Annotated in this window: 19 protein-coding genes; 9 read left to right on the top strand and 10 right to left on the bottom strand. The window is 66.8% G+C overall.

Annotated features, from left to right (window positions below):
* Nucleotides 1-59: 59 nt before the first annotated feature.
* Nucleotides 60-1,838 (bottom strand): site-2 protease family protein, encoded by a 1,779-nt coding sequence (locus tag MXF70_RS01330; RefSeq protein ID WP_248516787.1) that lies wholly within the window; start codon nt 1,836-1,838, stop codon nt 60-62.
* 113 nt (nt 1,839-1,951) lie between these two features.
* Between MXF70_RS01330 and MXF70_RS01335 the strand changes: the two genes are divergently transcribed.
* A complete protein-coding gene (locus MXF70_RS01335; RefSeq protein WP_248516788.1) occupies nt 1,952-3,460 on the top strand; it encodes a hypothetical protein in 1,509 nt (502 codons plus the stop codon).
* Nucleotides 3,461-3,477: 17 nt separating this feature from the next.
* Here MXF70_RS01335 and lysS read toward each other — a convergent pair whose 3' ends face one another.
* The 3 genes from lysS to MXF70_RS01350 form a co-directional block, all read right to left on the bottom strand.
* Nucleotides 3,478-5,364, bottom strand: a complete 1,887-nt coding sequence (lysS, locus tag MXF70_RS01340) for a lysine--tRNA ligase (RefSeq protein ID WP_248516789.1) — start codon at nt 5,362-5,364, stop codon at nt 3,478-3,480.
* Entirely contained in the window at nt 5,361-6,092 is a 732-nt protein-coding gene (gene pyrH, locus MXF70_RS01345; protein WP_248516790.1) for a UMP kinase, read from the bottom strand. Before pyrH ends, lysS begins: the two co-directional genes overlap by 4 nt.
* 699 nt (nt 6,093-6,791) lie before the next feature.
* Nucleotides 6,792-7,085: a DUF7410 domain-containing protein gene (locus MXF70_RS01350; RefSeq protein WP_248516791.1), complete on the bottom strand. Its 294-nt coding sequence runs from the start codon at nt 7,083-7,085 to the stop codon at nt 6,792-6,794.
* Nucleotides 7,086-7,236: 151 nt separating this feature from the next.
* Here MXF70_RS01350 and MXF70_RS01355 point away from each other — a divergent pair, with 151 nt between their 5' ends.
* From MXF70_RS01355 to MXF70_RS01365, 3 genes are all read left to right on the top strand, one after another.
* Nucleotides 7,237-8,229: a DUF5784 family protein gene (locus MXF70_RS01355; protein ID WP_248516792.1), complete on the top strand. Its 993-nt coding sequence runs from the start codon at nt 7,237-7,239 to the stop codon at nt 8,227-8,229.
* Nucleotides 8,230-8,939: 710 nt separating this feature from the next.
* Nucleotides 8,940-9,755, top strand: coding sequence for a DUF5806 family protein (locus tag MXF70_RS15350; RefSeq protein ID WP_248518346.1), 816 nt, complete (start codon nt 8,940-8,942; stop codon nt 9,753-9,755).
* Between the two features lie 209 nt (nt 9,756-9,964).
* Nucleotides 9,965-10,840 (top strand): hypothetical protein, encoded by an 876-nt coding sequence (locus MXF70_RS01365; protein WP_248516793.1) that lies wholly within the window; start codon nt 9,965-9,967, stop codon nt 10,838-10,840.
* Here the strand turns inward: MXF70_RS01365 and MXF70_RS01370 are convergent.
* From MXF70_RS01370 to MXF70_RS01385, 4 genes are all read right to left on the bottom strand, one after another.
* The gene (locus tag MXF70_RS01370) at nt 10,828-11,136 is read right to left on the bottom strand and encodes an alpha-hydroxy-acid oxidizing protein (protein ID WP_248516794.1); all 309 of its coding nucleotides are present in this window, start codon (nt 11,134-11,136) and stop codon (nt 10,828-10,830) included. The two genes, MXF70_RS01365 and MXF70_RS01370, sit on opposite strands and share 13 nt — an antisense overlap.
* A 157-nt stretch (nt 11,137-11,293) precedes the next feature.
* Nucleotides 11,294-12,334, bottom strand: a complete 1,041-nt coding sequence (locus MXF70_RS01375) for a PAS domain-containing sensor histidine kinase (protein WP_248516795.1) — start codon at nt 12,332-12,334, stop codon at nt 11,294-11,296.
* Between the two features lie 467 nt (nt 12,335-12,801).
* Nucleotides 12,802-13,521, bottom strand: a complete 720-nt coding sequence (psmB, locus tag MXF70_RS01380) for an archaeal proteasome endopeptidase complex subunit beta (protein ID WP_248516796.1) — start codon at nt 13,519-13,521, stop codon at nt 12,802-12,804.
* 109 nt (nt 13,522-13,630) lie between these two features.
* Nucleotides 13,631-13,804, bottom strand: coding sequence for a hypothetical protein (locus tag MXF70_RS01385; protein WP_248516797.1), 174 nt, complete (start codon nt 13,802-13,804; stop codon nt 13,631-13,633).
* Between the two features lie 303 nt (nt 13,805-14,107).
* On the opposite strand from MXF70_RS01385, the gene MXF70_RS01390 reads away from it, so the two are divergent.
* Together MXF70_RS01390 and ppsA are read left to right on the top strand one after the other, a co-directional pair.
* Entirely contained in the window at nt 14,108-14,476 is a 369-nt protein-coding gene (locus MXF70_RS01390) for a DUF555 domain-containing protein (RefSeq protein WP_248516798.1), read from the top strand.
* A 339-nt stretch (nt 14,477-14,815) separates the two neighbouring features.
* Nucleotides 14,816-17,362 carry a phosphoenolpyruvate synthase gene (gene ppsA / locus MXF70_RS01395; RefSeq protein WP_248516799.1) on the top strand — a complete coding sequence of 849 codons (2,547 nt, stop codon included), beginning with the start codon at nt 14,816-14,818 and terminating at the stop codon, nt 17,360-17,362.
* Between the two features lie 57 nt (nt 17,363-17,419).
* Here the strand turns inward: ppsA and MXF70_RS01400 are convergent, their stop codons facing one another.
* Nucleotides 17,420-18,346, bottom strand: coding sequence for a winged helix-turn-helix domain-containing protein (locus tag MXF70_RS01400; protein WP_248516800.1), 927 nt, complete (start codon nt 18,344-18,346; stop codon nt 17,420-17,422).
* Between the two features lie 110 nt (nt 18,347-18,456).
* Here MXF70_RS01400 and MXF70_RS01405 point away from each other — a divergent pair, with 110 nt between their 5' ends.
* The 3 genes from MXF70_RS01405 to MXF70_RS01415 all read left to right on the top strand — a co-directional run bounded on the left by MXF70_RS01405 (nt 18,457) and on the right by MXF70_RS01415 (nt 20,850).
* Nucleotides 18,457-19,626: an ABC transporter ATP-binding protein gene (locus MXF70_RS01405; protein ID WP_248516801.1), complete on the top strand. Its 1,170-nt coding sequence runs from the start codon at nt 18,457-18,459 to the stop codon at nt 19,624-19,626.
* Complete coding sequence (locus tag MXF70_RS01410) at nt 19,613-20,443, top strand: ABC transporter permease (RefSeq protein WP_248516802.1); 831 nt, start codon at nt 19,613-19,615, stop codon at nt 20,441-20,443. The genes MXF70_RS01405 and MXF70_RS01410 overlap by 14 nt, the downstream gene beginning before the upstream one ends.
* Nucleotides 20,444-20,505: 62 nt before the next feature.
* Nucleotides 20,506-20,850, top strand: a complete 345-nt coding sequence (locus MXF70_RS01415) for a lycopene cyclase domain-containing protein (protein WP_248516803.1) — start codon at nt 20,506-20,508, stop codon at nt 20,848-20,850.
* 37 nt (nt 20,851-20,887) lie between these two features.
* Here MXF70_RS01415 and MXF70_RS01420 read toward each other — a convergent pair whose 3' ends face one another.
* On the bottom strand, nt 20,888-22,096 hold the full coding sequence (locus MXF70_RS01420; protein WP_248516804.1) for a tRNA sulfurtransferase: 1,209 nt from the start codon (nt 22,094-22,096) through the stop codon (nt 20,888-20,890).
* Nucleotides 22,097-22,161: the final 65 nt, after the last annotated feature.

The raw sequence follows: 22,161 nt of genomic DNA on the forward strand, positions 1-22,161 counted from the left end.
GATCGAATTGGCGCCAGCATCTCCTCACGAACTCGAAGACGTGGACGGCACCCGCGCGCTCAGAACAGATAGCGCGGGCCAAAGAGCATCACGACGAACCCCAGACCCATCGCCAGCCCCACGGAGACGGTGATCAGCTTCGTCAGCGCGAAGTCCGCGTCGATCGGCAGCCGGGAGACCACCGACTCCGTCGCCGTTCGCAGCAGATGGCCGCCGTCGAGCGGGAACGCAGGGATCAGATTCACGATGCCGAGATTGACGTTGATCCAGCCGATCCAGAACAGCGCGGTGGCGATCCAGAACAGGCTGCCACCGAGGAACTCGAGTGGTCCATCGATCACGTAGAAGTTCTGAATGTTCTCCGTGAACCCGGCGAAGTTGAAGGGAAGTGGCCCTGTGCCGCCACTGGAGATGCCGGCGATCGGCAGGAACACCGCGGAGAGCGTCTGGCCGACGAAGGAGTTCGTCGTCATCCCGTCGACGTTCCCGTCACCGCCGAGCACCGCGAGGTAGTTCCCGGCGGGGTAGTAGCGCACGCCGAGGTCGTCGACGCTCACTCCGTCGGTTCCAGGGTACCCCTGGACGCCGAGGTGGGCGTCACCGTCGCGCTTGCCGAGTTCGACGTCGAACGTTCGCCGCTCGCCCTCCTCGTAGGCGACGACCGTGACAGTCTCGCCTGGCTCGTGTGCGTCGATCGCGTCGCCGAGCTCCTCGTAGTCGATCACGCGCTGACCGCCGAACTCGGTGATCGTCATGTCGTCACCGCTGGAGGCCCCGGCCGCGGAGAGCGCACCGTCCGGAACGACTGCGACGCGCCCACCGGCGACGATCTCCGATTCGTACGTGGTGGAGTCGTTCTCGACAGTCAGGGTGACTCGCTCACCGCCGGCACGGAGCTGTTCGTCGAACGCCGCCGTGGTCTGAACCGACGTGCCATTCACGGCCAGGATTTCGTCGCCCGGTTCCAGCGCACTGTCTTCGAGTGCGGCGGTGACGATCACCCGTCGATCGACGCTGCGCTCCTGTCCGTCGCTCGTCTCCAGCGTGACCTGCTCGGAGGTGTCGTTGGCGAGGACGTTCTGCAGCTCGTCGTTAGACTCGATCGGATCGCCGTCCAGCGCGACGATCCGATCACCGGCGTCGATCCCGGCCTCGTCGGCCGGTGAGCCTGCGAGCGACCCACCGACGCCCGCGCCGCTGGCGACGCCGATCGAGCCGACCGCCGGCCCGAACAGGAGTGCGAAAGCGATCAGCGTGACGAGGAAGTTGTTCGTCACGCCCGCGACGAACATCCGCGCGCTGGCGCCTCGGTCCGCCTCCCGCTGGGCATCCTCGTCGGGTTCGACGAACGCACCCATCGGAATGATCGAGAGCAGCGCCAGCCCCATCGAGTCGATCTCGATGTCCTCGACGCGGCAGAGCAGTCCGTGACCGCCTTCGTGGACGACGAGTCCGACCAGCAGGCCGAGCAGGATCTCCGGCGCGACCTCCCAGGGCAGAAAGTCGTTGTAGCCTGGGATGACGAGGATGTTCCGGGGCTGGCTGACCTGCGTCGTCGTCCCCGGGTTCTGGATCGTGAGGACTGCCGAGAGGAGCACGAACAGGAAGGAGAGCACCATCAGGACGAGCGCGAGTCCGAGCCCGAGGTTGGCCCACGCGCGCCAGAACCGCTTGGGTCGAGCGAGCCAGTCGATGAACCGCTTGCCCTTCTGCGTGTGGAGCGTGAGCAGCGGGCCGCTGACGTGCACCCACTCGGGCAGGACGCCCTGGCGATCGAGCGTGACCGCCAACAGCCAGTAGGCCAGGATCCCGACGACGACCCACACCAGCACGTTCATTGGACACAGGTCGGTCGTCATCGGGCATAGGGCTGGCGGACGGGAACGGTCACTACAGCGGATTTTTGACCGTACAGAAAAGGTTTGCCAGAGTCAACGGAACCTGCTCAAATATGCGACGTCGAGCCCTCCTCACGACGGCCGCCGGGACCGTCGGTCTCGCCGGCTGTGTCAGCCTCTCCACGAGTGATGACGGTAACGCCACCGAGACCGGCGGGACCAACGGAACTGACGGCGGCACGGCCGGGGACGACCCACAACTCTCCGAACCCCCGGACGAGGGCGGCAGTGTGATCGACCTCGAGACGATCGATCGCACCGTCGCGCTCTCGCCAACGACATTTCGCACGGACGACGACGCGGGCATCGCGCTCTGGTTCGACCGCACGGCGACCGAAGACGCTCCCGCCAGGCTCACCGGCTGGCTGGTGAACCAGAACGACTACGAGAACACGTTCGACCTCGAGTGGATCCCGGCCGTGGGCAACGTCGACAGCCAGCCTCCCGCCGACTACAACTACGAGAACGTGCTCCGTCTCGCGCCGACGGAGAACAACGAGGTCGCCGCGTCGGTCCCCGAAATCACTCGGAACGAGCATGGGCTCTGGAACGCTACCGACGTGGACCCCTGGATCGAACCGACCGTCCGCCTCGATCCCGGCGAGTTCGTCGAACTCGAGTACGTCCTCGTCGGTGAGCCGGGGATGTCCGACCGCCCGACGGGAGTCTACGAGTTCGCTGGTGACGACCGGGGAGTCCAGATAACTCTCTGGGATACTGACACACCCGGCCCCGAGGGCGACTCGTATTTCGAGGACCAGACCGTCCCGCCGATCGGTGAGGAGTCGTCGATCCAGTGGTACCACGAGTCCGACGAGTCGACGGAGGTCACGCTCCGGCCGGAGACGGAGCTGCTGGAGCTCGACGGTGCGGTCGACTTCGAACTGGTCTACAACGACCGCGAGTCCTCGGGCTGTGGCCACTGGGACCTCCACAAGCTCGTCGACGGCGAGTGGTTCCACGTCGGCCCATGGACTCACAACAGCGATTGTCGGTTCATTGCACCCGGAGAGCGGATGAACTGGCGCCTCCGCGCCTTCAACGAGTCACCGGTGCCGAGCGTCGGCGACGAACTGGGCTGTGCCGGCGGTCTGACCAGTGGATATCTCGGTCCCGGGACGTACGCCGTCGTCGTCGGCTTCGGCTACCCCGCCGGCCAGTCGGGGGCGCTGGTCGAACTGACGGGCGATCCCGTGGCGTTCGAACCTACCGAAGACGCGAGTATCGAGCAGGACGGCGCGGAGATCGTCATGACGTCCGACGCCCACGGCGACGGCGAGCATCCGCCGGATGCAACGCTGACCGTCGAGCGGAGCGAGCCAGCGGACGACGTCGACGTCGACCGGATCATTCCCGAGCAGGTAATGGGAGACTGGGGTGTTGGCGGCTCGACCGGGCTCAGAAACGCGCTTGCCGCGTTCGAATCGGAAGTCGAGCGCGTCGTGGTGCTGACCGACGAGCACGACGCCGAGGGCGCCGTCGGCTACGAGGAAACGACCCGGTTCGTCGAGGTTCGCGGCCAGACGTACGAACTGACGGCCGAGCTATCCGAGAGTGATTGAATGCGAGGAAGACGGCCTCACCCCTCCCGCCGCAGCCGCCACAGAACGAACGCCTCGTCGAGCTTCGCGAGGAACTGTCCGAGCTGTGGGCCCTCCTCCTGATCGAAGAAGAGGCGATAGCCCGTCGCGAAGAAGTCGCCGACGTCGACGTCGTGACGCTTGGCCGCCTCGTAGATCTCGCCCTGGATCGCGTCGGGATCGTCGTGGGATTCGTAAAAGTCCGCGAGGTCGTCGAGGGCGGCCTCGGTCGCGGGATCGAGGTCGACGTCAGGCATCGCCTCGCGCTTGAGTTCGTAGTTGTACTCGTTGTCGGTGCGGCGAGCCCACGTGCGAGCGCGCTCGACGCGATCGAGTGCTTCCTCGATCGCCCACTCGGGGGCGTCGTCGGGGATGTGGCCCTCCTTGCGGGCGATCTCCTCGCGCAGTTCGGGGTCGTCGGTCATCCCGAGCACGGCAGCGAAGGGGTACGGAATCCGGAGTCGTTCCTCGCGAACCTCCTCGACGAGGAACGGATAGACCCGCTCTGCGAACCGGAACTCGGCCTCGGTGGCGCCGTCGACGCCCTGCACCGCGTCGGGATCGTCCGCGAGCGTCGACGCGTCGAGTCCATCCTCCGCAGCGAAGTAGAGGCGCTCCAGCCGGTCGAACTCGCCGACGAGCTGGTCGAGTCGCTCGATCGAGAAGTCCCGCGCCTTCGAGGGGTCCTTCGCGAAGAAGTATCGGAGCACCTCGGGCTCGATCAGTTCGAGGACCTCCGATACGAGCACGACGTGGCCCGACGAAGAGGAGAAGGGCTCGCCGTCGAGCGTGAACCACTCGTAGACCATCGGGAGCGGCGGCTCCATCTCGAAGACCGTCTCCGCGATGTCGACGCCGCTGGGCCAGGAGCCCTCCGCGTGGTCCTTGCCGAAGGGCTCGAAGTCCACGCCGAGTTCGGCCCACTGGGCGACCCACTCGAAGCGCCAGGGGAGCTTGCCGTCCCGGATCGTCGCCGTTCCTTCGTGGCCACAGCCCTCGATGGTGTCGTCGCCGGCCTCCAGGTCGGTGCAGCGGTAGTGGATAGCCCCATCGTCCCCCTCGCTCAGGTCGACGCCCGTCACCGTCTCCGTGATCTTCCCGCAATCGCTACAGATCGGGTTGAACGGGACGTAGTCCTCGTCGACCTTGTCCTGATACTCGGCGAGCGTCTCGCGTGCGAGGTCCTCGCGGTCGAGGACGAGCCGCGTCTGGTCGTCGAAGGCACCCGACTCGTAGAGCTCCGTGTTCGAGACGACGTCCATCGGCACGTCGAGCTGCTCGGCGATGCCCGCGATCAGCGTCGAAAAGTGCGCGCCGTAGGAGTCACAGCAGCCGAAGGGGTCCGGAATGTCGGTGTAGGGCTTTCCGAGGTTCTGGCCCAGCGCCCCGGCGTCGACGTCGCCGAGGCCGACGATCTCGCCGTCGAGATCCGCGAGCTTTCGGGGAAGGCCACGTAGCGGATCCCGGTCGTCCGTCGTGAAGACCTGTCGCACCTCGAAACCGCGCTCTCGCAGGACCGCCGCGACGAAGTACGGCAGGACGATCTCGTTGGCGTTCCCGAGATGCGGGATTCCAGACGGCGAGATGCCGCCCTTCAGGACGATCGGCGCGTCGGGATCGCCGCTCGCGGGTCGTTCCTCCCCACTCGCTCGTTCGGTGGCCTGCCGGTGGTCGGCAACCCGCGCCTCGATCTCGTCGGCGATCCGGTCCGCCCAGAACGCGTGGTGTACGTCCTCGCCCGTCTCCCCGTCGTCGGACTCGTCGCCGGCGGTGGACTGCAGGGTGTACGGATCGGCGCCAGCGTCGCTCGCTGACGGGTCCGCACCGTCGCCGGTGGACGGTGCTCCTGTCGTCGCTTCCTCGGAGGCGTCGTCGTCCGCACTCATTCGTTCGCTCCGCCGGAGGCATCCCACTCGGCGGGGTCGGCGCCGCCGTTCGCTGGCAGGACGTCCGTTCCCTCGTGCTCACCGGTCTCGACCGCGCGGGCGATCCGCTCGGGCTCGGTGCCGTCGAGGACGATCGTTCGCAGGCCCGAGCGCTGGATCACCTTCGCCGCCAGCAGGTCGACCGGTGCCCCCGCGCCCGCGTTCATCTGGATCCCGGCGATGCGCTCGACGAGATCCGCCGCGGAGAGCTCGGGGATATGCTCGGCGTCCTCGCTCTCGTTCGGATCCGCGGTGTAGACGCCCGCAACGCTCGTCGCGTAGACCAGCAGATCCGCGTCGACGTACTCTGCCAGCGCGGCGCTGACGGCGTCGGTCGTCTGGGCCGGCGCGACGCCGCCCATCACCGCCACCTCACCGCGACGGAGCGCGTCGCCGGCTGCGTCGTACTCCTCCGGCGGCGTCTGAACTGCCGGCTCGCCCAGCGCCTCGATCAGGAGCCGGGCGTTGAGTCGCGTCGCCGCGATTCCGATCTCGTCCAGCTTCATCTCGTTGGCGCCCAGCTCTCGTGCGACCTCGATGTACTCCAGCGCTGTCGATCCGCCACCGACCACGATCGCAACGGTGTGGCCCGCCTCGCGCAGGGACTCGATCACGGCCGCGTGCTCGGCGACGCGCTCGGGATCCCCCGGCGAGAGCACGCTTCCGCCCACGGATACGACGACTTTCATGTTGGTGTCGGCTACCGGGGTTGCGCTCTTAAGGATTGTCAAGGCTGAATTGATGGGTGAACGGTGGATTTCGGGTTCTTGGTGGTGACTGGACCGCAGCCGCTTACGGAAGCCCCCTCCCGCTCGACGCAGCTACCTCGCTGTGCGCGGCCTCGCTTCGCTCGGCCGTGCTTACACCGACAGACTCGCTCCGCTCGTCTGTCGAGGTTCGCCTCGCGTTGCTCGGCTCACCGTCGGTACCTGCGACGAGCGGTCGGCCCCTTCCGGAGTCCCGCCCTGAATTTGTTCAAGTGAGCTACCTTCAGTGGAGAGCGGTGGCGCGCGTTTCGCGGCTGTGAGCCGAGCGAACGCGAGGCGAACGCCGTCGGAGCTTGCTCCGACGGAAGCGCAGCAGCCGCGTAGCGTGCGAGGGACGAGCAGCGCAACGAGCGAAGCGACGTGAGCAGCGCAGGAGGTTGGGGAGGATTGAGGATGCGGTAGGCGGTCGGGGTGGGACTGAGCGAAATCTTCGATTTCGCGAGGTACGGAAGATCTCCGATCTTCCGGCATATCGAAAGGGGCAGGGCGGTCGATCCGTCCTCGACGACGTAAGCACTGGACCGACTGAGCGTCAGCGAAGAAGGGAAGCGCGCAACGAGTCGCGGATGGTCGAGCGCACTGGGGCTTTCGGAGGCCAAAACCAGACAATCACAACATCTCCTACGACCAGACGAACATGTAGGAGTAGGTGAGCCCAAAGTAGAGCAGGATGATCACGACGGTCAGCTTGACGTGCAGCGTGAACAGATCGTGGGTCTCCTCGTCGTGTTCGTCCTCGTAGCGCGCTCGCTGGGCCTCGTCCATCTTCGAGTTGTGCTCGATCCCCAGATGGAGGATCCAGAGCCGTTCGGTCTGGAGCGGATACTCACAGTAGGGACACCGATAGATTTCGGTGCCCTCGGGCACGTCGAGCTCCGCGTCGTCGGGGACGTGGCCGGCGTCGGCGGTGGCCATTGCAAGTGGGTAGATGGCGCGAGCCAAAGTGTCCTGCGTCTCGGCGGCGCGATTCGAGCGATCTGACGGCTCGCAGGACCCATCCTTGCAGGCCAGACCGTGTGAATCACCGTCCCGGAAGCGGTATCCGGTGGGAACGCCGAGTACTGGCATGGCGAGCCCGCTTCGATTTCGCTACGATACCGGCGGCTGGTCCGACCAGCGCGTCCGCCGGGAACTCTACGGCTCTCTCGAGGACTACGCAGGCGTGACGTGGGTCGAACCCGAACACGAGCTTCACGGCTGGGACGCGGCGCGGTTCGAACTCGGCAACGGAGACCTCGCGCTGTTCGCGTGGCGCGACGGCGAGGCCTACTGGCTCGGCAACACCGAGACGCCGAGCGCGCTCTGGAAGACGAACAAGCGCGGCTGGGAGGAGGTCCCCTTCGAGCTGGCGCGCTGGGCGCGACGCGAGCTACTCGACGACCTCTACGACCGCGCGCCGTGGCTCGAAGAGTACGAGTATCTGACGTGGTTCTTCCTGCCGGTGTTGATGAGCAAGGACGGCACCGAGACCGCGCTGGAGTTCTTCAAGGAGCACGCCGCGGGATTCCCGAACGCGAGCCGCGACGCCGGCCTGCAGTTCTACGACGAGTTCCTCGAAAGCGGCGTGCTCGAGGACCACCGCGAGACGATGGCCGGGAAGCTCGGAACCAGCGGCCGGCTTGATCTCACGCGGATGCGCGCCGCGATGGGCGAGTTCACCGTCGCCAAGCTGCTCCACGACGCCGGCTACGATCTCGAGCCGGAGATCGAACTCGGCAGCGGCTACGCGCTGGACTATCGCGTCGACGACACCCTGATCGAGGTCGCCCGCCCGCAGCCGCCGGCCCGCCGCACGAACGCCAACACCCCGATCGCGGCCGTCAGAGAGACGGCTCGCTCGAAGGGCCGCGGCCAGCTCGACACCCACGCCGGCGCGCTGCTCGTCGTCGACTGCACGAGCTTCCCCGACGACGCCTGGCGGTCGCTCCGCGCGGAGCATCCCGACCTCCCCTACCAGCCGACGCTGGTGATCCGGGCCCGGCCAGATCGCGGGATCGAGGCGTTCGAGGTCGGGAACGTCCCCATCGACGTGTCCGGAACGGTCGCCCTGCCGAACTGACACCCAGGCTGCACTGACCAGTTCACACTGCGCCCACCGAATGAAGCGTCGCCGCCCCGCACCGCACAACGCTTTTGCTCGCAGGCGGGGAACCCCGGTGCATGACCGAGGAGACGTCCGGCGACGATCCGGACGCGGAGCCCGACGCCGAGGACGGGGACCGAGCGCCCGACGTCGACGAGGACGAAGAACGCGAGTCCGACGTCGGTGGTGAGGAGCAGGAGGAAGAACCCCCATCCGACGTCGATGCAGAGGATCTCGCGCCCGCACGGAGCGAGGAGGAGCCGGACGTCGACGCCGCTCGTGCGGAGCTCGAAGCCATCGGGCGAGCGGACGAGGACGAAGAGGAGGAAGACGAGGAAGACGACGGGGAACTGGGCGAATCGAGTGACGAGGCCAGATCCGAGCCCAGCGACGGCGAATCAAAAGCAGATGAGTCGAGCGATGACGGCCAGCGAGAAAACGGGCCGAGCAACGACGATCTCGAAGCGGCAGCAGCGGACCGAGAGGACGAGGACTCGCAGGACGACGACGTCACCGACGACGCTGCGAACGACACTGCCGACGAACCCGTGGACGCCGACGACGCTGCGGACGATGCCACGGACGCCGACGATGACGACGAGCACGACAGCGACGACGATGGCGACGGGGACCCCAACCCCGAAGATCTCGTTCGCGATCCCGACGAGCCCCAGGTCACGAGTTCGCTGGACGCTGCCGCGGAGGCAGAGGAAGACGGCCCGGGCGACGGCGAGGGCGGTGCCGACACCGCTGGGGCAGCCGAATCGGCCGACGCCGAATCTCACGGAGCGGAGACCGAATCGGTCGAAGGGGACGCCGCTCCAGGCGAGGCGGGAGCGGATGGCGACGAGTCCAGCTCGACCGATTCAGACGGCGACGCGGACCAGGAAGCAACGGACGCCGACGACACTGCGACGGACGATGCCGACGATGCGTCTGCTGACGACGCCGAATCCACCGACAACGGACACCAGCCCGGCGTTCCCGACGACGTCCAGAAGTACGACCGGTTCAAGAAGGTCGACGGCTCGCAGTACGACCGCGTCAACGAGTTCCTGCGCGATCGCACCTACATCACCGCCCGCGAGTGGGCGATCGCGCGGCTCTGCTCGGACTTCCGCACGGAGACCGGCGTCGAGATGACGAAAATCGGCGAGAATCTCCCGGAGCTCGTCCCCTTCATGACCGACACGTACACGCCACAGGCCGTGAACCAGGCCCGCTCGTCCTTCGAGGACAAGGTCCGGACAGCTGGCGCGACCTTCCTCTACGGCGCGATGTGTGACTTCTTCACCGCCGAAGAGCTCGACGACGTGATGTACGAGGCCACGGAGGTCGCGAAGTTCCTGCTCGAAGTCGAGGGCGTGGAGCTCTCCGTCGAAGACGAACTCGACGCCGAGGACCGAATTTCTGCCGTGATGCGGGACGTGCGATCCTCCAGCGCGGAACTGCGCCACGAACGGTGTCCGGACTGCGGGGCGGAGCTCTCCGGCGGGGACTGAGACGGACCGGAGCCCAATCCAGCGCGCTTCGAGACGCATCTGCACTGGATCGACGAACGGACGATCGGTGGGGAGACTCCCGCGACCGGTGCCCCGTCTGTACCGTCAGACGGGCCGATAGCGATGGCCGTGGAGGGGTAGCTTTCGGGGAGTTTCTCGCTCTGAACCGGGAGGACCGGTATAGGATCCCCGCCGACAGATGAGCCGATATGGCCCTCCGAGCCACAGATCGACGGAGCGTACTGCTCGCAACTGGAACCGCAGCCGCAGCAGCACTCTCAGGGTGCGCGAACGCCGCCTCACTGCTCACCGAGAACGACAACGCCCCCAGCAGGGAGAACTTCCGTGCAGCGATCCAGGCCTACGTCGACGCCGGCATGGACGGCGACGTCGACGCCGTCGCGGACGCCGTCCACCCCGCGAGCGCGATGCACCCCGATCGATGGGAGGGGAGTGAGTGGGAGTTTACGATCGAGGACGGAAATGTGCCCGAGGATATCGAGGTCGAGGGCATGTCGATCGGCGCCACGGTCGACGACGTGCTCGCGCTCGAGTACGCGGACCTGTGGTACGATGCTGAGGAGCTCGAAACGGCGATCGGCTCCGAGGACATCGCGATCGTCGAGATCGCTACTGAGGGGACGGATTCCGAGGAACAGGACACCTGGGCGCTCGCGACCGACGACGGAGAGTGGACGGTGCTGTTCGCCAGCACCGAGGACGATACGCCGGACGATCCGCAGGAAGCGTTCGAACCCGAGATCCGCGACGAAGACGGGGACGTCGTCGACCGCGTCGACTGGAACTGGGAGCAGGACGGCGAGGACCAGGCCGCCGCGGACGCAGAGTTGGCAAGGGTGATTCTCACTGAGGACCCGGGCGTCGAGGCCGACACCGTCCGCATCGAGTCGACGATCGCTGGAACCGAGGTGGAGTTCTACAACGACCAGAACGGGAACGCGTCGACCACGTGGGCTGGCGCCTGGGGGTCGGTCAGTCTCGATCCCGACGGCGACCAGATCGTGGTAACGGCGATCGACGACGGTGAGGAGACTATCGTCCACCGGGTACACTACGAGCCCTGACTGGCTGCCACCGTCCCAGAGTCGCGAACGAGCGTGTTCGCTACTGCTCCCGCTCCCTGATCACCGACCGATCCAACCTGGAAATCGATCGCTGTCCCCGATAGCCCGCGCGTCAGGTCCAGATCCGCTGTGAAATCCTGCCCGATTGCCCGCAGGCCGTCGGCGCCCTCGAAGGCTAGTTCGTAGACGTAGGGGCGACCGAGCATGATCGCGTCCGCGCCGAGCGCCAACGCGACGATCGCGTCCGAGCCGCGGCAGATGCCGATGTCGAAGAGGACGTCCGCGTCCCCACCCACGCGGTCGACGACCTCCGGGAGCGTCGGATTCAGGATCGTCCGCGTCAGGCCCGTCGTCGGTCATGGAGTGTGTCCCGAGTGACGCTCAAAAGACGAACGTGCGGCCACGTGGCGGGCTGGTCCTGCGCCCGCGACGGATAGACGTGTTCGACCGTGTTCAGGGGTCTGCAGGGGAGTTCAGAAGAATCGTGATCGCGCTTCCGCCCTCCGGGCGATCGGTGTATTCGACAGCGCCGCCGTAGGCCGTGACGATCCAGCGGACGAGCCAGAGTCCGAGCCCATTTCCGTGATCGAGGGGCGTCAGGTCGAGCTCACCGGTGAGCAGCCGTCGCTCGCGATCGGGGAGCCCCGGTCCGTCGTCGGTGACCGTGATCGCGACGCCGTCATCGGTCTCGCGTGCCGAAACGGTCACGACGGGCGTCGCCGCGTCGGAGTGTCGAACGGCGTTGTCGAGCAGCGAGGCGAGCGCTCGATCAAGATGGCCGCCCGTGAGCGCTCGCGGTACGTCGCCGACGTCGACCACGAGGTCGGCGCGGTCGAGTAGCTCCACCGCCTCCCGTGCGTCGTCGACGGCAGCCTCGATCTCGATCGGGTCGAGCGTGGGATCCGCGTCGAGGGCTTGCTCGACGTCGCGGGCCTCGTCGCCGAGCCGGGAGAGCGTGAGCGCGCTGTCGTGAATCGTCTCTGCGGCGGCCACCTGTTCGGGCGAATCAGCGGCCTCGACCAGCTCCTCGGCGTGGCCCGTGAGGACGTTCACCTCGGTGCGGAGGTTGTGTCTGAGCACCCTGTTGAGCACGGCGAGCTGTCGTTCCTGCCGAATTTCGTCGGTGAGATCCGTGTAGATCGCGAAGCCGCGATCGCCGTCGTCGTAGGGAACGCCCCGGTAGAGGACGGTCTTGACGCCCTCGTCCGTGCGGCGGTCGACGACGGCGTGGTTTTGCTTGCCGCTCGCGGTTCGCTCGTCGAACCGATCGCTCTCGCCGGCGAGCCAGCTCGGGACGATCAGGCTGTTGAGTGACTCCCCCTGCACTTCCGATGGTTCGTAGCCGAAGAGATCGACGAATGCGTCGTTGACTGCCCGAACGACGGGCTCGTCGTCGACGAGTTCGAAGTCGACGATCGCGTCCTGGACGTGCTCGAAGAGATGTGCAAAGCGCTGGGCGTCGAGGTCCTGCTCGGGGTGAGGCTGCTGGTGCATTCGCGTCACGCGACGGTCACCAGCCGCGGGCCATAACGCTTGCCGCCCGATCAGTAATATCCCTAATATCCCATTATTCACCCGGGATGAATCCATTTATGACTACGTACGGCGTTGTTTGGAAGGAAAAGTAGGAACTACATCGATTTCCCCGAGAAGGGAAGGAGATCCACGGAAAACACCGCACCTCGTAGCAGCGGAGCACCCACCCCACGCTCGGCGGTGGCTGGCGCGTGAAAACAGAAGAGCATCCGCGAGCGCCAATCGCGCGAGCGGTTCCCGAAGGCGAGCGAGCACGATTTGCGAGCGAGCCGCCGGTTTTTCGCCTTCTGGCGAGCGGAGCGAGCCGTTTCACTGCCTGCGAGGGCAACACCCGAGCAGGCGGCTTGTTTGGTCCAGATTTTTTCGCGGAGGGTTCCCGCAACGAGCGTAGCGAGTGAGGAAACGCACCTCGAAAAAGGTGGGCTTTAGATGACGTCCGCGTAGTCTTCGTGACCGTGGATCTCGACGCCCTCCGCAGTCACTTCGGCGACGTAGATCCCGTTACCGGAGCCGGTGTCGCGCTCGGTCGCGCTCTGGATACCGTGGGCCGCCACGCCGATCGCCTCGTCGGTCGTGAGGTCGTCGGCGTACTCCTGCTCGAGGGTCCCGTAGGCGAGTTGCATCCCGCTGCCGGTGACGCTGTAGTCGTCGGGCATGACGCCACCCGCGGGGTCGATGGTGTAGACGTGGCTGCCCTCGTCGTCGACGCCACCGAGAATCGGGTTGATCGCGAAGAACGGGCCGCCGCGGATGAAGTTCCCAGCGAGCGTAGAGAGCGCCTGCATGCTCATGGAGTCGCCGCGACGGGCCTCGTAGAGGTTCGCTTCGGCGCGGAGACTGGAGATGAAGGACTGGGCGCCGCCCACGGAGCCGACCATCGTCAGTGCGGCGGTGGGGTGAACCTGCTCGACCTTCTGGACGTTCTTGTTCGCGACGAATCGGCCGGCCAGGGAGGCGCGCTGGTCGGTCGCGATGACGACGCCCTCCTCGGTCGTGATGCCGATGGTCGTGGTGCCCGTCTTGGCCACGGAGTCGAGGTCCTCGCTGCCGTTGTCGGGCAGGGAGCCCAGACGAGGCTCGAAGGGATCCTCGGGACCGTCGTCGATGCCAGCGGGCGTCTGCGGGGCGGTCGGTGGCTGTCGCATTAACGGGTGATTCTGCCCCCGAGGATAAAAAGGCGTCCGGTACCGGCCGGTGGGCGGGGAACGATCGGATAGAGAGAACGGCCGGAGAGAAGCCGGTAGCGCCGTCGCTTCAGCGTGCGCAGGCTGCTTCGTACCTACTGCCGAGCCCATCGACCAGTCGGTGGACCGGAAGCGGGAGGCCGACGCGGTTGGTTACGAGTGCGATCGGCAGCATGACGATGCCGAGGGCGATCGACAGCTGGTACAGGGCGAACAGGGTTGCGCGGTGGACGCGATCGATCATCGGACGTACCTCGTTCGTGGTCCCCGGACCCTACATAAGGGTTACTGCCCGCTAGCCGACAGCTCGGTCGATAGTGACAGAGCACCCCGGCGCAGTATAGCGGTTCAACTGTAGTTGCACTCGTCTCAACTAGATGAGTGTTCGGGGCGCTGTGACGCCAAAGTAAGGGCTCAATGAGCCGGTGGGCAGGCATACGTTATGCAGATTATTCAGGGATCGTGCGCATGGACTGTGACCGTCGAGCGGCAGCCGTGACGCGGCCGAACCACAAGGTATCACTCCCTCCGGCCCACAGGTCGGAGTATGAGCAACTACCTCGTCGTGATGGAGGCAGCGTGGCTCGTGCGAGACGTCGAGTCGATCGACGACGCCATCGGGGTCGCCGTCAGCGAGGCGGGCAAACGCCTCAATCAGAAAGACATGGACTACGTCGAGGTCGACGTCGGCGCGACGGGCTGTCCGGCCTGTGGCGAGCCGTTCGACTCGGCCTTCATCGCCGCGCAGACCGCTCTCGTCGGGCTGGTCCTCGAGATGGAAGTCTTCAACGCAGACAGTACCGAACACGCCCAGCGGATCGCCAAGAGCGAGGTCGGCGGCGCGCTCCACGACGTTCCCCTCGACGTCGTCGAGACGATCGAGCACGAGGACGACGAGGAAGACGACGAGCGCTGAGACGGCGGTTTGCGTTCCCTTCGATCCACGATGGTTGTACCCAGTAGCTTCATGGCTAGCGCTAGCTCCACCCAGGACGCATCACTCGGAGGGGCAACAGGTCGATACCTACTGGAGTCGCTTGAAGAAGGAGAGCCGTCGCCAGGCAGTTCGCTGGACAGTCCAATATGGCCTGAGTGGGCGAAGCAGCGGGACTGGCCATAGCGGCTGAAGCGTCAAAACTCTCCGAAGCGACCTCCTACCTGACAGCAGTCGTGCAGGGTCACTCGGGACCGAATTCAACTTTATAATGAACGTTCGGAACATTCTTTGGCGCCGTCGGTGTTGGACTGCGTATAGATGGGCCTCAGATGGCTGTCCGACGTCCGGGTCGACGACGGAGCGAGCGTTGGCGGCAAGGGCGCCTCGCTGGGCGAACTGACCGCTGCAGGGCTGCCCGTCCCGCCAGGGTTCGTCGTCACGGCGGAAACGTTCCGATCCTTCCTCCAGGCGGCCGGCGTCGAGGCCGCCCTCGACGACGCCGTCTCGGTCGACGCCGACGATCCGAGCGAGCTCGCGGGCGCTGCCGAGCGAGCGCAGACGCTCATCCGGGAGGCCGACACGCCGGAAGGATTCGAGTCGGAGCTCCTCGGCGCCTACGACGAGCTCGGCGCGTCCCTCGAAGACGACCCCTTCGTCGCGGTGCGCTCCTCCGCGACCGCCGAGGACCAGCCCGACGCCAGCTTCGCGGGCCAGCAGGAGACCTTCCTCAACGTCGATCGGGACGGCCTGCTCGAGTCGGTTCGGGAGTGCTGGGCGTCGCTGTTCACCCAGCGCGCGATCTACTACCGGCAGGAGCAGGGCTACCCCGCCAGCGACGTCGACATCGCCGTCGTCGTCCAGCTCATGGTCGACGCCGACGCCAGCGGCGTCATGTTCACCAGCCACCCCTCGACCGGCGACGGCCGGATGATCCTCGAAGCGGCGTGGGGGCTCGGTGAGGCCGTCGTCGCCGGGGAAGTCTCGCCGGACAACTACGTCCTCGATCGGGAGCAGGGGACCGTCGCGGACGTCTCCGTCGCCGACAAGCGCATTCAGTACGTGCGCGATCCCGAAACCGGCGAGACGATCGAGGAGCCAGTGGCCGACGCGGATCGCGAACGACGCGTCCTCGACGCCGAAGCGCTCGAACGGCTCCGCGAGATCGGGGAGTCCGTAGAGGACCACTACGGCACGCCCCAGGACGTCGAGTGGGCAATCGTCGAGCACGAGGACGGGGAGATGCCCGTCAGCGGCGTCGACGCCGAGGCGGGGCTCGACGGAGCGACCGTGTATCTGCTCCAGTCGCGCCCGATTACGACACTCCCGGACGACGTGGGGACCGTCGAATCACCCAGCGAGGAAGCGAGTCCCGCTGCCAGCGATTCCGGGTCAGCGGGTTCGAGTGGGGTGAATCACGCGGGCATGGCCGGGGGAAATCAGTCTGGCACGGACGCCGGTACCGACGGCACGCCACAGACGAGCGCGGCCGACGGCGGCAGCCAGACGCTCGCCAGCGCCGAGTTGCTCGTCACCGGTCTGGGCGCGTCCCCGGGAGCGGCCGCTGGCCCGGCACGCATCGTCGACAAGCTCGACGAACTCGACAAGGTCGAAACCGGCGACGTGATCGTGACCGAGATGACCACGCCCGACATGGTGCCGGCGATGCAGCGAGCCGCGGGCATCGTCACCGACGAGGGCGGGATGACGAGCCACGCCTCGATCATCTCTCGCGAACTTGGCGTGCCTGCCGTCGTCGGGACCGGCGCCGCGACGACCGAGATTGGGGACGGGCAGTCGATCGCGATCGACGGCGAGACGGGTCGCGTCACTGCCGGTGAGATCGACGATCTCGACGCAGGAACGGCAACCGAGGGTGGCGGTGGCGAAAGCGGGGGCAACGAGGTCGGTGCGGGCGGATCGACCGCGGCCGGCGCCGGCTCACAGGCGACGGATCGGGTCCCGCCAGCGACGGCGACCGAGGTCAAGGTCAACGTCTCGATTCCCGAAGCTGCCGAGCGAGCCGCCGCGACCGGCGCGGACGGCGTCGGGCTCCTGCGAATCGAGCACGTCGTGCTCTCGACGGGACAGACCCCCGAGCACCTCATCGCCGAGGAGGGCGAGGACGCGTTCGTCGACGTGGTCGCCGACGGCATCCAGCCCGTCGCCGAGGCGTTCTATCCCCGACCGGTACGGGTGCGGACTCTCGACGCGCCGACCGACGAGTTCCGCACGCTGGAAGGCGGCGGGGACGAGCCCGAAGAGCACAACCCCATGCTCGGCTACCGCGGGATCCGCCGCTCGCTCGATCGGCCAGACCCATTCCGCGCGGAGCTGGCCGCCGTCGCGAAATGCCACGATCTCGGCTACGACAACGTCGAGCTCATGCTCCCGCTCGTGACCGACGCCGAGGACGTCCGCGCGGCGAAAGAGCAGATGAAGGCGGTGGGGCTGGACCCCCGCCACACCGAGTGGGGCGTCATGGTCGAGACGCCGGCGAGCGCACTCTGCGTCGAGGGAATCTGCGAGGAAGGCGTCGACTTCGTCTCCTTCGGCACGAACGACCTCACGCAGTACACGCTGGCGGTCGATCGGAACAACGAGCGGGTCGCCGATCGCTTCGACGAGCTCCACCCTGCGGTCCTGGAGCTGATCGGCGACGTCATCGAGACCTGCCGCGCCCACGACGTGCGGACGAGCATCTGCGGGCAGGCCGGTTCCAAACCCGCGATGGTTCGCCACCTCGTCGACGCGGGGATCAGTTCGATCTCCGCGAACGTCGACGCCGTGGCCGACGTCCAGCGCGAGGTCGAGCGGGTCGAGCAGCGTCTCCTGCTCGAGTCCGTGCGGGAGGATCGGGCCGAGTGACGCGGTGCAGTTCCGGTTAGACCGCCCGAAGCGACCGAGGGTCGCAATCAGGTCGTTCTATCCGGTCCGTTCGTAGGACCGAAGCTCCCCGTCGTCTGCCAGTTCGAGCGTCAGGGTCTCCTCGCCGAGTGAGATCGCCAGCTCCACGACGAGCGGATCTTCCTCGAGCACCGTCACGTCCCCGCTCTCGAGCACGTTCCGATCGCTCAGTACGGCCTCCTCGGGGGCCAGCCCGTGGTCGGCGTAGAACCCAACGACGGGCGGCGTTCGAGCGACGACAAGCGACGCCGGAACGTGGTAGGTGAGCCAGCAACGCTCGCAGGCGACGTCCGCACGCGGGCGCGGCGTCTCTATCCCGGCGAAGTGATCGTCGGGTGGCTGCAGGTCGACGGTCATCTCTCCCCAGCACCGTGGACAGAGGCCCTCACGCGCGAGTTCGATGTTCACCGACGCACGCGTTACCGCGACGTCGAGAAGTTCGCCCGGCGAGCGGTTCGCAGTCGCGCCTGCTGGCACCGGGAACGAGAACCAGGTGTGGTCGTTCTCACAGGAGAGGGCGACGTGTTCGGACTCGTAGGTCATCTGCAGCGGCGCCTCGCAAGTCGGACAGTCGTACTCGGTTGCTGCAGTGTACTCGTCGGCCCTGCGTGCGTAGCGGCCAGCGTAGAGCGAGGAGGCGACCTCGAGCCCCGCGAGCGTGGCGCGATACCCCTCCTCGTCCTTGGTGACGAAGGTGTCCTGAAGCGTGTCGATGTGGTAGTTGAACCGGCCGGCGTCGTCGACGCCCACCGCACGACGGAGCTCCGAGAACGAGCAGGCGTTGTTGGCGGTCTCCGGATCGGATCGGTCCGCCAGTTCGAGGAGAATCTCGAGACGGGTTTCGTCGCCCAACAGCGAGAAGATGCCCTCCGACTCGTCGGCGAGGGAGTGTCGGTCCTCGGCTGCTTCGGAGCCTCCCTGCTGGAACCGTCCGTCCTCGGTCATGGCAGTTCGTTCGACGCGTGTGCCGTAGCAGTTACGATCAAACACGTCAGAAATAATACTGAACGGCCATTCTGGGAACCCTTACGACGATCCCTCGCCTGGGACGAGTAATGACAGCGAACCCACCAGCTCGGGCCCCTGCGCTCCGGGTCGACGGACTCGCAAAGACGTTCGGCGAGGGAGGCGAGGCCGTCCGGGCAGTCGACGGCGTGTCACTGTCTGTCGATCATGGCGAGGTCCTCGGCGTTCTCGGCCCCAACGGCGCCGGAAAGACGACTGCGATCAAGTCGATGCTCGGGCTCGTGCTACCCGACGCCGGCACCGTCGAGATCTGCGGCGTCGACGTCCACGACGAGCCCGCGATCGCATACAGACACGTCGACGCGATGCTCGAAGGCGCCAGAAACGTCTACTGGCGGCTGACGGTTCGAGAGAACCTCCGCTACTTCGCCGGACTCGGCGGCGTGGATCCCGGCCGGCTGACCGAGCGCCACGATAGACTGCTCGAATCCCTCGATCTCGCCGACGTCGCCGACACAGTCGTCAACGAACTCTCACGGGGGATGAAACAGAAGGTCTCGCTCGCGACGACGCTGGCCCGGGACGTCGACGTCGTCTTCCTCGACGAGCCGACCCTCGGACTCGACGTCGAGTCCTCGATCGAGTTACGGAGCGAACTCCGCCGACTCGCTGACGGCGAGAACGTGACGATCGTGCTCTGCAGCCACGACATGGCCGTCATCGAGGCCGTCTGCGACCGAATCGCGATCCTGCAGGACGGGCGCGTGATCGCCGACGATTCGATGAGCGAGCTGGTGAACGTCCTTCGCGAGAAACGCTTCTCCGTGACGACAGCGGGCCCCATCGACGACGAACTCGCTGTGACGCTCCGGGAGCGCTTCGACGCGACGATCCGTGAGCCTGCCGCACAGCGAGGAGACGAACAGGGCAACGAACGCGATCCTGGCGACGGCTCGGCTCCCGAACGCATGTCCGGCGACGAATCGGCCACCGAGCACGAAGCTGAGGGAAACGCCGTCACGATCGACGCTACGGGGATCGATGCGGAGGCTGCGGCCGGTCTACTCGACGCGCTCAGATCTGCGGGCCGGCCCCTCTTGGACGTCGAGACAGCAGAACCGACGCTGGAGGACGTGTTCCTCAGGCTGACCGAGACCGGACCAGGGGGTGGATCGGAACCGACGGCAGCGTCGGTCGGCGAACAGCCGGACGATTCTGCAGCCGGCGACACCGAGGTGATCGCCGATGGCGAGCGCTAAGGGTGCCGAGCCGACCGCAGACGACCGCGGCGAGCGCGGTAGCGCTCCGTCGGTGCTCGCGCTGATCCGCGTCGTCCTGCACAAGCAGTTCCTGTTACTCGTGCGCTACCCGCTCAACACCGCGAGCCAGTTCGCGACGATCTTCGCGTTCTTCCTCGCGATCTTCTACGGCGGGCAGGCCGTCGCCGGTGCCTCTCTCACGGACTCGCTGGACGGCCTCATCGTCGGCTTCTTCCTCTGGACGATGTCGACGGTCGCCTACGCGGGCCTCTCTTGGAACGTCACGCGAGAGGCGCAGTGGGGAACCCTCGAGCGGCTGTTCATGTCGCCACACGGGATCGGTCGCGTGATGGGCGTCAAGACCGCGGTGAACGTCCTCCTGAGCTTCCTCTGGGGCGGGGTCATGCTCGCGCTCATGATGGCCGTGACCGGGCAAGTGCTCGCCGTCGATCCGCTGACGGTCGTGCCGCTGCTCGTGTTGACGCTTGGCTCCGTCGTCGGCATCGGCTTCGCCTTCGCCGGGCTCGCGCTCGTGTTCAAACGCGTCGAGAACCTCTTCCAGCTCGTGCAGTTCGCGTTCGTCGGCCTGATCGCCGCACCCGTCGGGGAGATCCCCGCACTGCGGCTGCTTCCGATGAGCCACGGAAGCTATCTGACCAGCCAGGCGATGGCAGAGGGAATCCCGCTGTGGGGGATGCCCGCCTGGGAGCTCGGCCTGCTGCTCGCGACCTCGACGGCCTACCTGCTCGCAGGCTATGCGTGCTTCCACCTCGCCCAGCGGCGGTCGCGGCGAGAGGGCCTGCTCGGACAGTACTAGAACCTGGCAGACGCGCAGTAAGTCGGACCAGCGCTTTTCTCGCCGGGGGACCAACTGCCAGCATGCCTCACGCCGGCCTCCTCCCAGACATCACCGCGCTCGGCGGCTACACCTATCTCGCGACGGAGGTCGCCTTCGGTGCCGTCGCACTCGCGTTGCTCTATCGGGCTGACGCGCTCAGAAAGGCCGGCTGGACCATCCTCGCGCTCTACCCAATCGCGTACCTCTGGGACTGGTACACGCTCCACGTCGGCGTCTTTTCGATCGAGAAACGCACTGGCGTCGACGTCCTCTGGATCCCGATCGAGGAGCACCTGTTCATGATCGTGGTGCCGGCGCTGATCGTCGGCATTCACGAGACGCTCCACGGTGAGAACGGGCTGCTCGGAGAGGAATCCGATCGGTAGAACACCCGCAGAACCGTCGCCCCTCGGACCGCTCCGGTCAGTTCGACCAGTCAGTGGGCGCAACCGGCTCGATGGGGATCAGCTCCGCATCCGCGGCGTCGGTTTTCGCTCGCTCGAACAGATCCGCGGGCTCGCGCTCGCGGATCCGCTCCAGCGAGCCGCCGGTCTCCGCGCTGTCGGGGGCGAACCGGTTGCAGCCCGCGGGGATCGTCGACTCGGAGAAGGTGTCGAGATCCCGGGCAGCGTTCGAGATGTCGTCCTTGTCCCAGGTGAGCAGCGGCCGGTGGACTGGCAGATCGCTCGCGGCGTCGGTCACCGAGAGGTTCCGCACGGTCTGGGAGGACTTCTGGCCGATCGCCTCGCCCGTGACGATCCCCGCGGCGTGTTGCTCCTCGGCGATCGCCGCTGCGACGGCCACCATGTAGCGCCGGAAGGCGAGCATCCGGCCGCGATCCAGGGCATCGGCGATCGACGCGACGGCGTCGCCCGCTGGAACGCGGTGAAGTTCCCAGTCCTCCGCAGGGGCGTGCCACGCGAGCTTTCGGACGGTCTCGACCGCACGGGCTTCGTGGTCCGGACCGCCGTAGTCCCCCAGATCGAGATAGACGGGGGCGATCGGGCTGCCCCGGCGCATGACCTCGTAGGCCGCGACGGGCGAGTCGATCCCGCCGCTGATCAACGCGACCAGCGGCGCCTGCGTGCCGTAGGGCAGCCCGCCCGGGCCGTCGATTCGCTCGATCGAGACGTACGCGACCGATTCGCGGATTTCGACCTCGAAGGTGAGATCGGGATCGTCGAGATCGACCACGGGCTCGACGTGATCGGGCGCGCCGGCCCCGACCGCGTCGCCGCCGAATCGCCCCGCGCCCTCGCTCGTGAACGGGTGGCCGTCGTGCGCCCGGCGGGCGTCGATCGCGAACGTCCCGCCGTCGTAGTGCGTTGCGGCGGTCTCCGCGAGCGCCGCCTCGATGGCCTCCTGCGTGGGCTCGACGGCCAGCGCCGGACTCGTCGAAACCACGCCGAAGACGTCCGCCGCGGTGTGGGCGACTGGTTCGACCGCATCCGGCTCGGTCTCGAGGATCGTCCGCGCGTGTCCGATGTCGACGGTCGCATCGAGATCCCGGGCGTCGAGCAGCGACAGGAGATGGGTCTCGAGCGTGTCACGCATCCGGGTCGCGACGGCGTGGCTCTTCGTGGCGAGATCGCCGTAGCGCAGAAGGACGGTAGAGGCGCCCGGTGGGTGCATGAGGGTTCGTAGCTGGTTCGGGCGTTTAGCTTCACCGCCATCTCGCCATGAGAGTGCGCTATCCA

The sequence above is a fragment of the Salinarchaeum laminariae genome, from assembly GCF_023204835.1.
GTDB lineage: Archaea > Halobacteriota > Halobacteria > Halobacteriales > Salinarchaeaceae > Salinarchaeum > Salinarchaeum laminariae.